General features: G+C 72.7%; 13 protein-coding genes. 4 read left to right on the forward strand and 9 right to left on the reverse strand.

Features of this window, described 5'->3' with window-relative positions; translation table 11 throughout:
• Positions 1–143: 143 nt before the first annotated feature.
• Positions 144–1,403, reverse strand: coding sequence for a PP2C family protein-serine/threonine phosphatase (locus ACZ7L1_RS00920; protein WP_471433059.1), 1,260 nt, complete (start codon positions 1,401–1,403; stop codon positions 144–146).
• Positions 1,404–1,643: 240 nt separating this feature from the next.
• Between ACZ7L1_RS00920 and ACZ7L1_RS00925 the strand changes: the two genes are divergently transcribed.
• Positions 1,644–2,285, forward strand: a complete 642-nt coding sequence (locus ACZ7L1_RS00925; RefSeq protein ID WP_471433061.1) for a carbonic anhydrase — start codon at positions 1,644–1,646, stop codon at positions 2,283–2,285.
• 204 nt (positions 2,286–2,489) lie between these two features.
• On the opposite strand, the gene ACZ7L1_RS00930 is transcribed toward ACZ7L1_RS00925, so the two are convergent.
• Positions 2,490–3,308 carry a rhomboid family intramembrane serine protease gene (locus ACZ7L1_RS00930; protein WP_471433062.1) on the reverse strand — a complete coding sequence of 273 codons (819 nt, stop codon included), beginning with the start codon at positions 3,306–3,308 and terminating at the stop codon, positions 2,490–2,492.
• A 125-nt stretch (positions 3,309–3,433) separates the two neighbouring features.
• On the opposite strand from ACZ7L1_RS00930, the gene ACZ7L1_RS00935 reads away from it, so the two are divergent.
• Positions 3,434–3,775 carry a hypothetical protein gene (locus ACZ7L1_RS00935; protein ID WP_471433063.1) on the forward strand — a complete coding sequence of 114 codons (342 nt, stop codon included), beginning with the start codon at positions 3,434–3,436 and terminating at the stop codon, positions 3,773–3,775.
• 97 nt (positions 3,776–3,872) lie between these two features.
• Here ACZ7L1_RS00935 and ACZ7L1_RS00940 read toward each other — a convergent pair whose 3' ends face one another.
• Positions 3,873–5,282 (reverse strand): FAD-dependent oxidoreductase, encoded by a 1,410-nt coding sequence (locus tag ACZ7L1_RS00940; RefSeq protein ID WP_471433064.1) that lies wholly within the window; start codon positions 5,280–5,282, stop codon positions 3,873–3,875.
• 27 nt (positions 5,283–5,309) lie between these two features.
• Complete coding sequence (locus tag ACZ7L1_RS00945; protein ID WP_471433066.1) at positions 5,310–6,272, reverse strand: DUF4349 domain-containing protein; 963 nt, start codon at positions 6,270–6,272, stop codon at positions 5,310–5,312.
• A gap of 157 nt (positions 6,273–6,429) precedes the next feature.
• Here ACZ7L1_RS00945 and hemG point away from each other — a divergent pair, with 157 nt between their 5' ends.
• Both hemG and hemQ read left to right on the forward strand, forming a co-directional pair.
• On the forward strand, positions 6,430–7,887 hold the full coding sequence (hemG, locus tag ACZ7L1_RS00950) for a protoporphyrinogen oxidase (protein WP_471433067.1): 1,458 nt from the start codon (positions 6,430–6,432) through the stop codon (positions 7,885–7,887).
• A gap of 4 nt (positions 7,888–7,891) precedes the next feature.
• Positions 7,892–8,623 (forward strand): hydrogen peroxide-dependent heme synthase, encoded by a 732-nt coding sequence (hemQ, locus tag ACZ7L1_RS00955; protein WP_471433069.1) that lies wholly within the window; start codon positions 7,892–7,894, stop codon positions 8,621–8,623.
• Between the two features lie 156 nt (positions 8,624–8,779).
• Here hemQ and ACZ7L1_RS00960 read toward each other — a convergent pair whose 3' ends face one another.
• From ACZ7L1_RS00960 to ACZ7L1_RS00980, 5 genes are all read right to left on the reverse strand, one after another.
• Positions 8,780–9,541, reverse strand: coding sequence for a DUF4142 domain-containing protein (locus ACZ7L1_RS00960; protein WP_471433071.1), 762 nt, complete (start codon positions 9,539–9,541; stop codon positions 8,780–8,782).
• A gap of 297 nt (positions 9,542–9,838) precedes the next feature.
• The gene (locus tag ACZ7L1_RS00965; protein WP_471433073.1) at positions 9,839–11,143 is read right to left on the reverse strand and encodes an MbnB/TglH/ChrH family RiPP precursor modification enzyme; all 1,305 of its coding nucleotides are present in this window, start codon (positions 11,141–11,143) and stop codon (positions 9,839–9,841) included.
• A gap of 267 nt (positions 11,144–11,410) precedes the next feature.
• Positions 11,411–12,130, reverse strand: a complete 720-nt coding sequence (locus ACZ7L1_RS00970; RefSeq protein ID WP_471433074.1) for a peptidyl-tRNA hydrolase — start codon at positions 12,128–12,130, stop codon at positions 11,411–11,413.
• A 61-nt stretch (positions 12,131–12,191) separates the two neighbouring features.
• Positions 12,192–12,392: a hypothetical protein gene (locus ACZ7L1_RS00975; RefSeq protein ID WP_471433076.1), complete on the reverse strand. Its 201-nt coding sequence runs from the start codon at positions 12,390–12,392 to the stop codon at positions 12,192–12,194.
• A gap of 31 nt (positions 12,393–12,423) precedes the next feature.
• Complete coding sequence (locus ACZ7L1_RS00980) at positions 12,424–13,284, reverse strand: polysaccharide deacetylase family protein (RefSeq protein WP_471433078.1); 861 nt, start codon at positions 13,282–13,284, stop codon at positions 12,424–12,426.
• Between the last annotated feature and the right edge of the window lie 60 nt (positions 13,285–13,344).

Genomic DNA, 13,344 nt, shown 5'->3' on the forward strand with positions numbered 1-13,344 from the left:
GCACTTCGGCGGCCGCGCCCAGCGGCAGGACCCCGGTCGCCCGGGAACGCGGCCGACCGGAGGCGAGCAGGCGGTTGATCGTGCCTGCCGCCTCGGCGGGTTCGGCTGTCGTGGCAGCTTCACCGACGACGACATCGGCCTGATCAGGACGGCCAGGTCATTCGGTCCAGACCGACGACGACGATGGCGACGTCGTCGTCGGCCCCGCTGGTGAGGCCGAGGCGGGCGAGGAGGGCGTCGGCGAGGTGTTCCGCGCCGAACTCGGTGCAGGCGGCGAGGGTGGAGGTCAGGCGGGTCAGGCCGGCGTCGATGTCCTCACCGCGGCGTTCGATCAGTCCGTCGGTGTAGAGGACGAGGGTGTCGCCGGGGGTGTAGGTCGTGGTGGCCTGGGGACGGGGAACGTGTTCGGGGCGGGCGCCCAGCGGTGGGTCGGTGGCCTGGTCGAGCAGGTCGCAGGTGCCGTCCGGGTGCAGCAGGACGGGCGGGGGGTGGCCGGCACTGCTGTAGATGAGCAGGTGGCTGTGGCAGTCGACCAGGACCTGTACGGCGGTGGCGGCCAGTGCCCCCTCGATCGAGCGCGCGTACAGCCCCAGGACCTCCAGGGCCCGGGCGGGGCCGGGGACGGCGCGGGTCGCGGCGCTCAGTGCGCTGTGGAGCATGCCCATGACGGTTGCTGCCGCAAGCCCGTGGCCGACGACGTCGCCGACCGCGACGGTGAAGCGGCCCGCGCTCAGGTCGACCGCGTCGTACCAGTCGCCGCACACGTTCAGTGATCCGGCTGCGGGCAGGTACCGCACGGCGACGTCCGGGTGCCGGGCCAGGTCCGGAGCGTGGAGCATGGCTTCCTGCAGGGCGACGGCGATGCGCCGTTCACGGGCGTGCGCCTGCCGCAGTTCCTCGTTCAGCTGCTGCAGTTGCCGCGCCCGGGCGTACAGCTCGGCTTCCATGGCCGCTTCCCGGCCGGGGCTGACCGACGGCAGGTGCGCGGTGCGGCGGGCGCGGACGACGTCGGTCATGTCCTCGGACCGGTGGATGATCCAGGCGACCCTCCCGTCCGGGCCGAGGACGGGCACGTTGATCGCGGTCCACCACCGCTCCTTGAACACCTCGGGGTTACCGGCGACCGGGATGTCGTATTTCTGCAACGCCATGTGATCGGTCTGGCCGGAGGACAGGACACGGTGCAGTGATGCTTTCAGCGTCGCCACCCCGTCGGCCTCCGGGTCGGTCGGGTTGTCCGGGAAAGCGTCGAAGAGGTACTGCCCGACCAGCTCCGCCCGGTTGCGTCCGGTCACTTCGCAAAAGGCCGGGTTGGCATCGGCGATCACCAGGTCCGTGCCGAGCATCAGGCACGGGCTCGGAACGGCGGCGAACGCCCCCCTGTAGTCGATCTGCGGTGTCACATGCGTTCCCTGCCAGTCGCTCGCTCTTCAATCTACGAAAGGTCCAGCTCCCGCGCCCGCCGAGCTCGCTCGTGGGCAGCGGGTGGCAGCGGCGTGTGCCGGAAAGCCGCGCGACGCATGGAGGAGGCGGATCGAGGGGGACATCGCACGGCGTCCGCGCGTGCCGACCACGGAGGTGCAGAAGCCGTCGACCGGGGACCCGGCCGCGTGTTTGTGCTGGGTCGGCCGTAGCCTGCGGCCATGACAGAGATCCAGGCCGCAACCCCCCGTGAAGCATTCGAGCTGCTGCTGGCCGGTAACCAGCGCTTCGTCGCGGGCGCCCCCGAGCACCCGAACCAGGACGCCGCCCGCCGCACCGAGGTCGCTCCGTCCCAGCGTCCGTTCGCGGTGCTGTTCGGGTGTTCCGACTCGCGCCTGGCTGCCGAGATCATCTTTGATCGCGGTCTGGGCGATCTCTTCGTGGTGCGCACGGCCGGCCACGTCATGGGTCCCGAAGTGATCGGCAGCATCGAGTACGGCGTCGACGTGCTGGACTGTCCCCTGGTCGTGGTCCTCGGCCACGACTCGTGCGGGGCGGTCGGCGCGGCGTGCGCCGCGCTGGAGGACGGCGTGGCGCCGGCCGGCTACGTCCGGGACGTCGTCGAGCGCGTCACTCCCAGCGTGCTGGCGGCGAGGGCGGCCGGACGCGTGAGTGCCGACGAGATCCTCGCGGAGCACACGAGGCACACCGTCGACCTGCTGCTGGACCGCTCCCGCCTCCTGGCCGAGCGGGTCGCCGCCGGGCAGGCCGCGGTGGTGGGCCTGTGCTACAGCCTGGCCGACGGGACGCCGCGCCTTGTCGCGGCCCGTGGCCCGGACATGCCCGTCGCCTCGGCTCTGTAAGGCTCACTCGGCTCTGTAAGGCTCAGAGGCAGGGTCCTGCGGATCGGGCACGAGGTCGCCCACTGGGGGCGGCGCAGGACCTGGCCGCCTTGGGCGCGAATCTGATGAACCCGGTGCACCGGCTGACCCTCCCGGAGACCGCGCAGGCAGGCGTCACGCGGCGGTTCCGGGTTTTCCAGACCTGTGCCGAGTCCGCCCCATCGCTCACCAGCCCGGCCGCGCGCGCCTGCCCCACAGCATGCCGCGGGGTTCGGGCGGCGGCGGGGTGCCCTGGCGCAGGGGCAGGGCCAGGATCATGCCCACGATGAAGCCGACCACATGGGCCGCGTAGGCCACGGTCCCGGCCGAGGAGACACCGTTCCCGGACGAGTAGACCGCCTGCAGCACGAACCAGAAGCCGAGCACCATCCACGCGGGCAGCCGCAGCGGCAGGAACAGCAGGAACGGCGCGAGGATCCAGACCCGCACCCTGGGATAGAGCACCAGGTAGGCGCCGAGCACGCCCGCGATCGCGCCCGACGCGCCGATCAGCGGGTCGCTCGAGCCGGCGTTGAGGTACGCGTAGCCGTACCCCGCCGCGTACCCGCACGCGACGTAGAACAGCGCGAAGCGGATGTGACCCAGGCGGTCCTCGATGTTGTTCCCGAAGATCAGCAGGAAGAGCATGTTGCCGAGCAGGTGCAGCCAGCTGCCGTGCAGGAACATCGCCGTGAACACCGACGCCGGCGGCGACTTGTGGTAGCCCGGCGGGGCCACCACACAGCCGGGCCCGTGCGGGCCGACCCCGACGGCGCCCGTCGGCACGAGCCGCGGCAGCTGGTCGTGGATCAACTCGCGCGGCACCGCGGCGTAGTGGTCCAAGAACGCCTGGAGGTGGCAGAACTGGGACAGGTCGCTCTGCCCCGCCACGGAGGCCGCCAGGCCGGGGGTGAACAGGAAGACGACGACATTGGCCGCGATCAGTGCGTACGTCACATAGGGCGTACGGCGCACCGGGTTCACATCATGGACGGGGATGACCACAAGGAAGTACTGCCCTGGATCGGCCGGGTGAATCGGTGAACGCGGCGGTCCGCGGCTGCGTATGACTCCTCAACCGCCCGCGGTGCGGGGAAGGCGTGTCGCGGGGACGACGTGAGGAACAGGCGATGAACGACCGAGTTACTCCTCCGATCCACGCCCTGCCCGACGGCGAGGCCGAACTCGCGCTTGTCATCCAGCTGCCCTGGGAGGACGTCGCGCGGCTCGGCCAGGAGGCCGCCCGGCTCGCGACCCAGATGCAGCGGCCCGTGACCCTCGACGAGGCGGTCGGTCACCGGCTGCGGTCCTCGCGGGGCGCTGCCGCGCATGCGAAGCCGATGGCTCAGCCACAGCCGCCCGCGGTGGCCTCCAGCGCGTCCGTGTCCTCGTTGCCGTCACGGCCGCCGGGGGAGCAGGCTCGGCAGGCCATTGAGAGGATCAACGGGGTCGGGCAGCACGAGACGGCCTGATTCGGGGGCTCGCCGTGGGGGCTGCGACTGTCGGCCGGGTGCCGGTTGTCTCCGGCTGGTCGCGCAGTTCCCCGCGCCCCTGCAGGGGCGCTTTCACTCACCCGGCGCTTCTGCGAACCGCCGCCGTCGCCTTGCGGGCCGCCACCAGGATCGGGTCCCACACCGGTGAGAACGGCGGGGCGTAGCCCAGGTCCAGGGCCGTCATCTCCTCCACCGTCATCCGCGCGGTCAGCGCCACCGCCGCGATGTCCACGCGTTTGGCCGCGCCCTCCCGGCCGACGATCTGGACACCCAGCAGGCGGCCCGTGCGGCGTTCGGCGAGCATCTTGACCGTCATGAGGGCCGCGTTCGGGTAGTAGCCCGCGCGGCTCGTCGACTCGATCGTGACCGTCTCGTACCGCAGCCCCGCCCGCCGCGAATCCTTCTCGCGCAGCCCGGTGCGGGCGATCTCCAGGTCGCAGACCTTGCTCACGGCCGTGCCGACGACGCCCGGGAACGTGGCGTAACCGCCACCCACGTTGGTGCCGATGACCTGCCCGTGCTTGTTGGCGTGCGTGCCCAGCGGAATGTGCCGCTCACTGCCGGAGACCAGGTCGAGGACCTCGACGCAGTCGCCGCCGGCCCAGATGTTCTCGTGACCGCGCACCCGCATCGCGAGGTCGGTGAGCAGCCCGCCGTGGTCGCCGAGCGGCAGTCCCGCGTCCCGCGCCAGGGCCGTCTCGGGCTGTACGCCGATCCCGAGGACCACCACGTCCGCCGGGTACTCGGCGTCCTGCGTGCCGACCGCGCGGACCCGGCCGTCGTCATCGGTGAGGATCTTGGTGACTTCGGCGTTGTTCACCATGGTGATGCCGAGGCCCTCCATGGCCCGGTGCACCAGTCGACCCATGTCCGCATCGAGCGTGCTCATGGGTTCGCTGCCGCGGTTGACGACGGTGACCTCGTAGCCGCGGTTGATCATCGCCTCGGCCATCTCCACGCCGATGTAGCCCGCGCCGACCACCACCGCCCGGCGCCCCTTCGTGGCGGCAAGGGCGTCCAGGAGCGCCTGGCCGTCGTCCAGGGTCTGCACCCCGTACACCCCGGGCGAGTCGGCGCCGGGCAGGTCCGGGCGGATCGGGCGGGCCCCGGTCGCGATCACCAGCTTGTCGTACGACGTCCACGCCTCGGCCCCGGAGTCGACGTTCCGGGCGCGGACCCGGCCGCCCGCCACGTCGATCTCCGTGACCTCCGTCCGCATCCTGAGGTCGATGCCGCGCGCCCGGTGCTCCTCGGGCGTACGGGCGATCAGCTCGTCCCGGGTGGCGACGTCGCCGCCCACCCAGTACGGGATGCCGCACGCCGAGAACGAGGAGAAGTGACCGCGTTCGAACGCCACGATCTCCAGTTCGTCGGGGCCCTTGAGGCGGCGCGCCTGCGATGCGGCGGACATGCCCGCCGCATCACCGCCGATGACGACCAGGCGCTCCCGCGGAGGGCTCGTACGGCTGGTACGGCTGATATTCATGCGAACACGCTACGGGCAGGGGGCATCTCAGTCCTGATCGCCCCGGCTTTCGTGCTCGGGTGCCGTGCGGGCCACCGGGAGCGGACCCAGGGCGGTCGCCGCCGGTACCGGGTCCGGGCGGCGCGGCAGCCGGGGGCGTACCACCCGGGTCCAGAGCAGCATCAGGACGGCCGCGAGCACCAGGAAGGGGAGTGCGGCGCCGATCGCCAGGGCGATCCACCGCAGGAGGGTGACGAAGACGTGCCAGCCGCCCGCCAGGGCGTCCAGGAAACCCGGCCGGTCGTCCTTCGCCGCCTTCGCCACCGGCGTCTCGGACAGCGACAGCGTGATGGTGGCCAGGCTGGTGCGGTCCTTCAGGGACGCCTGCCGGGCGAGCAGGGCCTCGAGGTCGGCCTCGCGGGAGCTCAACTCCCCTTCCAGGGCGACCACGTCACTGAGTTTGCCCGCCCGGTCCATCAGCTCCCGCACCCGTGCCACGCTGGCGCGCTGCGACCTGATGCGGCTCTCGACGTCGACGACCTGGTCGGTGACGTCCTCGGCCTTGGCGGTGCGCTCGATCAGCTTTCCCGCACCCTCGAGCGCGGTGAGCACCTGGTCGTACTTCTCCGTGGGGACGCGCAGCACGAGCCGGGTGCGTTCGTCGCCCTCGGTGTCGCGGGTGGTGCTCTCGTCGCCGACGAACCCGCCCGCGTTCTCGACGGTCGTGCGCGCCTGGTCGAGGGCCTTGGGCACGTCCCTGACCTGCACGGTCAGCGATGCCGTGCGGATGATGGCGTTCGTCGTGAGCTTCGGTGTGCTGCCGCGTGCCGTCGAGCCGGCGCCCGTGCCGCTGTCGGCGGCGCCCTGCTGCTGCGCACCCTTGGCCGGGCCGGCCTTGCTGTCGCTCGACGCGCCGGTGTCGTCGGCGCTGCAGCCCGCCAGCGCGAGCGCGGCGGCGAGCAGCGTCGCGGCCAGCACCCGCACCGGGCGTGGGGAGCGTGGAGTGTGCATCGGTCGAACCCCCGGAAGTCGTCGTGACGGACACTTCTTCGACTCCGGGCCCCTGCGGAACGTTGGCCGGATCCGGTCCCGATGCGGTCACGGTCGGGACTCGGAGGAGACACCGGGCGCCCGCCGGGCTGTCAGTGGGGTCTGAGAGGCTGGGCACATGAGCGCAGTGGACGCCCGCGGGGGTGCGGGGCATGTCGTCGTCATCGGGGGCGGGATCGCGGGCCTGGCCGCGGCCCACCGGCTGCTGGACCGGGGCGCGCGGGTCACGGTCCTGGAGGCGTCCGACCGGGTCGGCGGCAAGCTGCTGCCCGGCGAGATCGCGGGCGTGCGGGTCGACCTCGGGGCCGAGTCGATGCTGGCCCGGCGGCCCGAGGCGGTGGCGCTCGCCCGGGAGGTGGGCCTCACGGACCGTCTCCAGCCGCCCGCCACGGCGACCGCCTCGATCTGGACCCGCGGCGCCCTGCGGCCCATGCCGAAAGGGCACGTCATGGGCGTCCCCGGCACGGCCTCCGCGCTGTCCGGCGTCCTGTCCGACGAGGGCCTCGCCCGGATCGAGCGCGACGCGGAGCTGCCGCGCACGGAGATCGGCGACGACGTGGCGGTGGGGGAGTACGTGGCGGCGCGCCTCGGCCGCGAGGTCGTCGACCGCCTGGTGGAGCCGCTGCTCGGCGGGGTGTACGCGGGCGACGCGTACCGGATCTCCCTGCGCTCGGCGGTCCCGCAGCTCTTCACGGCCGCCAAGGCGCACGACTCGCTGACGGAGGCGGTCCGCGAGATCCAGGCGAAGGCCGCCTCGGCACAGCAGACCGGACCGGTCTTCATGGGGATCGAGGGAGGTGTCGGCCAACTGCCGCTCGCCGTCGCCGAGTCGGTGCGCTCGCGGGGTGGTGAGATCCGGCTGAGGACCTCCGCGGACGCACTGCGCCGCACGTCCGAGGGGTGGGAGGTGGTCGTCGGGGACCGTGCGGAGAGGGCGGACGCGGTGGTGATCGCGGCGCCCGCCGCCGTGGCCGCCCGGCTGCTGGCCGCCGAGTCCCCGGATGCGGCCGCCGAACTGCGCACCGTCGAGTACGCCTCCATGGCCCTGGTCACCCTCGCCTACCGCCGCGCCGACGTCTCCCTCCCCGAGGGCAGCGGCTTCCTCGTGCCGCCCGTCGACGGACGCACGATCAAGGCGTCGACGTTCGCCTCCCGGAAGTGGGGCTGGATCGCCGAGGAGGACCCGGACGTGCTGGTACTGAGGACGTCCGTGGGGCGGTACGGCGAGACGGAGATCCTGCGACGCGAGGACGCCGACCTCGTGGCGGTCTCGCGGCACGACCTGCGCGAGGCGACCGGCCTGGACGCCGCCCCGATCGAGACGCGCGTCACCCGCTGGACCGACGGCCTGCCCCAGTACCCGGTCGGTCACCACGCGCGCGTGGCCCGCATCCGCGCGCACGTCGCGAAGCTGCCGGCGCTCGCGGTGTGCGGCGCGGTGTACGACGGGGTCGGCATCCCGGCGTGCATCGCGAGCGCGTACGCGGCCGTGGATCAGTTGGGCGGTGACCTGCGCGGTGTCGAGGAGCTCACCGCCAACCCGGTGCAGAGCCTGCACGGCGGAGCGGGAGAATAGGTGCATGAGTGACGACGCCCCCACCACCGAGCCCGGCAGGATCCCGAACAAGGGCAAGCTGGCCAAGGACCTCAACGAGGTCATCCGCTACACGCTGTGGTCCGTCTTCAAGCTGAAGGACGTGCTGCCCGAGGACCGCGCCGGGTACGCCGACGAGGTCCAGGAGCTGTTCGACCAGCTCGCCGCCAAGGACGTGACCATCCGCGGCACGTACGACGTGTCCGGCCTGCGCGCCGACGCCGACGTCATGATCTGGTGGCACGCCGAGACGAGCGACCAGCTCCAGGAGGCGTACAACCTCTTCCGCCGCACGAAGCTGGGCCGCGCGCTCACCCCGGTGTGGTCGAACATGGCGCTGCACCGCCCGGCCGAGTTCAACCGCTCGCACATCCCGGCGTTCCTCGCCGACGAGACGCCGCGCAACTACGTCAGCGTCTACCCGTTCGTGCGTTCCTACGACTGGTACCTGCTGCCGGACGAGGACCGCCGCCGCATGCTCGCGGACCACGGCAAGATGGCCCGCGGCTACCCGGACGTGCGGGCCAACACGGTCGCGTCGTTCTCCCTCGGTGACTACGAGTGGATCCTGGCCTTCGAGGCCGACGAGCTCTACCGGATCGTCGACCTCATGCGCCACCTGCGCGGCTCGGAGGCACGGATGCACGTCCGCGAGGAGGTGCCCTTCTTCACCGGGCGCCGGAAGTCGGTGGCGGAGCTGGTGGCCGGGCTCGCCTGAGGCGGGGGGCGGTGCCCTGTCGGCCGGCCGGGGGTCTGGGGGTTGTCCCCCAGGTGGTGCAGTACCGGGCGCCGGAAGTCGGTGGCGGAGCTGGTGGCCGGGCTCGCCTGAGCGCACTGCGACGGGAGCGCGGCCGGCCGCGCCCCCGTCGGCGGGTCACGGCGGTGGGCTCGACATGGCCGGCGGCAGTGTGTACGTCGGCGAAGGGCTCACCGGGACAGGTGTGCCGGGGTCGTCCGTGGGCCCGGGCGGTGCGGGGGAGCGGGTGAGCGGGGGAGGGCTCGAGGTGGCCGCGTCCTTCGCCAGCGCGTCGAAGTCGACGTAACCGGTGGCCTCCAGGACCTTGATGTGGTCCAGGACCGTCGCGTTCGCGTCGTCGGCGAGGGCACGCACGAGCGAGTTGCGGGTCGTGGCGCGGACCTGGGCGACGACGGTGAAGACCTTGCCGTGGGCGCGTCGGAGCAGGTTGGCGAAGTCGCGGTCGTACTCCTCGCCCTGGGCGGCGTCGAGTGTGTCGAGCCACTGGCGCTGCTGGGCGTTCGGCTGGTTGGGCAGGGCGAGGCCGAGCCGTGCGGCGACGTCGCGGACCCGGGCGTCCAGGAAGGTGTGGCCCCGCACCAGGTGCTCGCCCGCGGTACGGACGGCCTCGGTGGTGCCCTTCTGCTCGGCCTGCTGTCCCGCGGGCAGCTCCCACAGCCCGGCCAGCCGGACCTTGGTGATGAAGTCGCGGTCCAGCGCGGACAGCGGACCGTACTGGGTCGACACGGACTGGGCGTTCAGAGTGTCCACGCCGGTGCCGGAGCGGTCCGCGTAGGACCAGACAGGGAAGACCAGCGCGGCCAGGGTCCCCGCGAGCAAGACGATGAGGATCCCGGTGCCGCTGAGGATGCCGCGGCCTCGGACGGGTCTGGATCTCATGGTGCCTCCTGCTTGCGGCACCGCACGCTAGTGCGCTTCGGGTGCGAGTTGGCATATTACTGCGCCGTATACGCCAACTGCCGTACCAGGCAAATCCACTGGAAACTGGGCATCGCGCACTGAATGTCACAGTCGCAAGACCGGGCACTACGGGACGAACCTCGGCAAGCAACCGCTCTCCCTGAAGGGCGCGACTGTTGTGTTAACCACGGCACATTCCCTGCGGACGACCTCCGGAACGCCCGCTGGAGTGGTACGCGACGGGCGGACGCGGGCAGCGCCCTGCGGGAAGGCGCTTCAGGTGCGCAGCAGGAGCCGGCGCGTGGCGCGGAGCACACGGGCGGCAGGATGCCGGGACGGTGGCGTGGGGCCCGAACGCTCCAGCCACCACGCGCGCAGCCGGCGCCGCGCCTCGTTGTCCTCGGGGCGCTCGGTGAGCAGCAGGTGCTCGGCGAAGTCGAGGGCGTCGCGCCGGTAGCCGCCGGTCATCGGGTGCCGCTGGGCGTAGCCGAGGAAGGCGGACCGGTACCCCTCCCTGAGGATGCCGGGCAACTCGGGCGCGACCTTGGCCACGACACCGGCCCGCTTCGCGGCGAGGGCCCGCGCCTGCACCCCGAGCCGCACCCGGTCGAACCCTTCGGGCACGGGAGTGCCGGCGACGAGACAGGACAGCAGCGCGGCCTGAGCGAGCCCGAGCCGCTGCCGGGCCGCTTCGGTGCCGGCACCCGGACGCCCGCTCGCTGCCGGTGCCAGGGGTGTACGCGTCCCCGGGCCGGGCGCGGCCTTCTCGACCGTCTCCCGGATGAGGGCCAACTCCCGCTCCATCTCCGCCGGTTCAGGGAAGTTCTCGTCGCGTTCCAGCAGGACGCCCGGTGGCGCGGTACGGGACGCCAGGTCCGCCAGGATGTCCAGGACCGGTGGTGGGACCGGGTGGGCGTGGCTGTCGTGCCAGACGCCGTCGCGTTCGTAGCCGCCCGCGACATGGACGTAGGCGATCGCCTCCACGGGCAGCTCGTCGAGCGCCTTCGCCGGGTCCTCTCCCCGGTTGACGTGGTTGGTGTGGAGGTTGGCGACGTCGATCAGCAGCCGTACGCCGGTGCGCTCCACCAGCTCGTACAGGAACTGTCCCTCGGTCATCTCCTCACCCGGCCAGGAGATCAGCGCCGCGATGTTCTCCACGGCGAGCGGCACGGGCAGCGCGTCCTGCGCCATCCGGACGTTCTCGCACAGCACCTTCAGCGCGTCCCGGGTGCGCGGCACCGGCAGCAGGTGCCCGGCCTCCAGCAGCGGCGACGCCGTCCGCGGCCCGCCCGCCCGTACGAACGCGATGTGCTCGGTGACGAGCGGCGCGCCCAGGGCCTCGGCCCGCTCGGCGAGTGCGGCCAGCCGGGCCTCGTCGGGGCGGTCCGCGCCGCCGAGGCCGAGGGACACACCGTGCGGGACGACGGTGACGCCGCGCTCGCGCAGCCGCAGCAGTGACTCGGGGAGGTGCCCGGGGCACACGTTCTCGGCCACGACCTCGACCCAGTCGAGGCCCGGCATGCGCTCCACCGCGTCGGCGATCTCCGGCCGCCATCCGATGCCCGTTCCCAGTCGCTCCATCGTCCCCTCCCTCGCTCGGCCCGCCCGTACCCCTGGACCGCCCGCTGTCGCGGTGACGGAGTCATGGCCCCGGCTGTCGGCGCCGAACCGCCGACCGGGGACGTTCAGAGCAACATTTGAGGTTCCGCCGGACTGGCTACGGCTGCCGCGCGGCCGTCCACCGGCCGGGATCCCGGCCGAGGGGGCGCAGCGTCGCGCCGCGGGACCGGATGGACATCGGCCGCACTGCCGGTCACAGCAACGGGGGCCGGCCGACCGGGGACATGGTCAGTCACGGCGCAGTCCCGGATGGTCCGCCGCCACCGTGCAGCTGCCCGGGGCGATCTCCGTGAAGCCCGCGTCGCGGACCAAGGGCAGGCCCGACGTGGTCAGTTGCCGCCAGCGGGAAGGAGGAGCCGTGCGGACGGCGAGGGGGAAGCCGGCGTCGCGCCAGACCGTGCGCTCCTCGTCCGGCAGGGCCCACCAGGCGAGTTGGGCGCCGTGGCCCGCCTGCGCCATCGCCTTGCCCGCCGACATGTCCAGATCCGGGTTCAGCCACAGTACGGGCGCCATCGGGTCGGCCTCCACCGGCGGCTCCGGGTCCTCGAGGTCCGTCCCCGAGACCTGCAGCCGGGCCAGGTCCTTCGGCCAACCGTCCAGTGGGACCGGAGGGAAGACCCGGACCTCCGCCGACTTGCCGGTGACCGTGATGCCCGGCAGCGCCTCGGCCCGTCGCCACTCCGCGCCGCGCGCCCGCCGCACCACCTTGCGGATCCGCGCGTCCTGCCAGTCCCGCATCGCCCGCGCCCACTCTCCCTCGCCCAGCGAACGCTCGTCACTCAGGATCGCGAGCACGGCGCGTGCCGCCGTCTCCAGCGCGTCCGTGCGGGCCGGGGGAGCGGCGCGCTCGATGCGCACGACGAGCGGCAGCACGAACTGCGGCGCCTCGTCGCGCGCAGTGGGCTCGGAGCGGAACGGGCTGTCCTGGCGGGTCTGGTCACTGGTCACGACGTCCAGTCTGCCAGGCGGAAGATCGGGGCATTCCGGTGACGGGTGGGGCCCTCCCGGCTCATCCCGAGCAGGCGATGCGCTGGGCCTCCTGCCACTCGCAGACGGGGCACAGCGTGATCCCCCTGTACGACTCCGGGTACTCCGTCGGCCGGCGGCACAGCACGCACTCGGCGAACGGCGGGCCGCCCGCCTCGGGCGCCGGGCCCGGGTGCGGGGTGCCCGTGTCGCAGTAGGCCGTGCTGTCGGGGTCATCGCTCATGCCCTCAGCGTAGGCACACCTGGCTCGGTGCCTACCGGCGCCGGCCCGCGGCCTCGATCAGCTCGGACACCTTGACGAACCGGTACCCCTGCTTGCGCAGCTCGGGCACCACCGCCCGCACCGCCGCCTCCGTCACCGGTGCCGCGCTGCGGGTGCAGTGCATGACCACCACGGAGCCGGGCCGCACCCCCTCCAGCACCCGCCGCGCGACCCGGCCCGCGTCCGTGGCGAACGCGTCCCCGCTCACCACGTCCCACTGGACGGCCGTGACTCCGAGGGGGCCGATCGCGCGCAGGGCCCGGTCGTCGTAGCAGCCGCCGGGGAAGCGGAAGTACGGCATCACATGGGGCACGCCCGCCTTGCGGATCGCCGTGAACGCGCGCTCCACGTCCGAGCGCTGCTGCTTCTCGGGCAGGACCGGCAGGCCGTAGCAGCTCCGGGTGAAGGAGTAGTGGCTGTAGGAGTGGTTGCCGACCTCGAAGAGCGGGTCCTCACCGATGTCCCGTGCCTCGTCGGGGTACTGGTCCGCCCAGCGCCCCGTCATGAACACGGTCGCCGGCACCTCCAGCTCCCGCAGCGTGTCGATCAGGTCCGGGTTGTCGAACGCCTCCCCGTCCTCCGCCCGCTCTCCCTGGTCGGCGGTCATGTCCGCGTCGAAGGTGAGGGCGACGGTCTTGCCGCGCATCGCACCCTTCTGGAAGACGGGTGCGAGTCCACCGGGCCCCGGCGCGAGCATGGGCCGCGTGCCGCGGGCGGTCGAGGGGGAGCCGGGGTGGGCGGTGGCGCCCCCCGTGGGGCGCCGGGGGGCGTCGTCGGCGTCGCAGGAGGCGGGCGCGGCGCCGAGGGCACAGAGGGCGGCAAGGCAGGCGATACGTCGCACAAGAGGGATCACCGTACGAACGTAAGGTGGCGATTGCGATCAAAAACGGATGTATCGGTCGATATCGGTCGT

This window comes from Streptomyces sp. NPDC107546, from assembly GCF_055639175.1.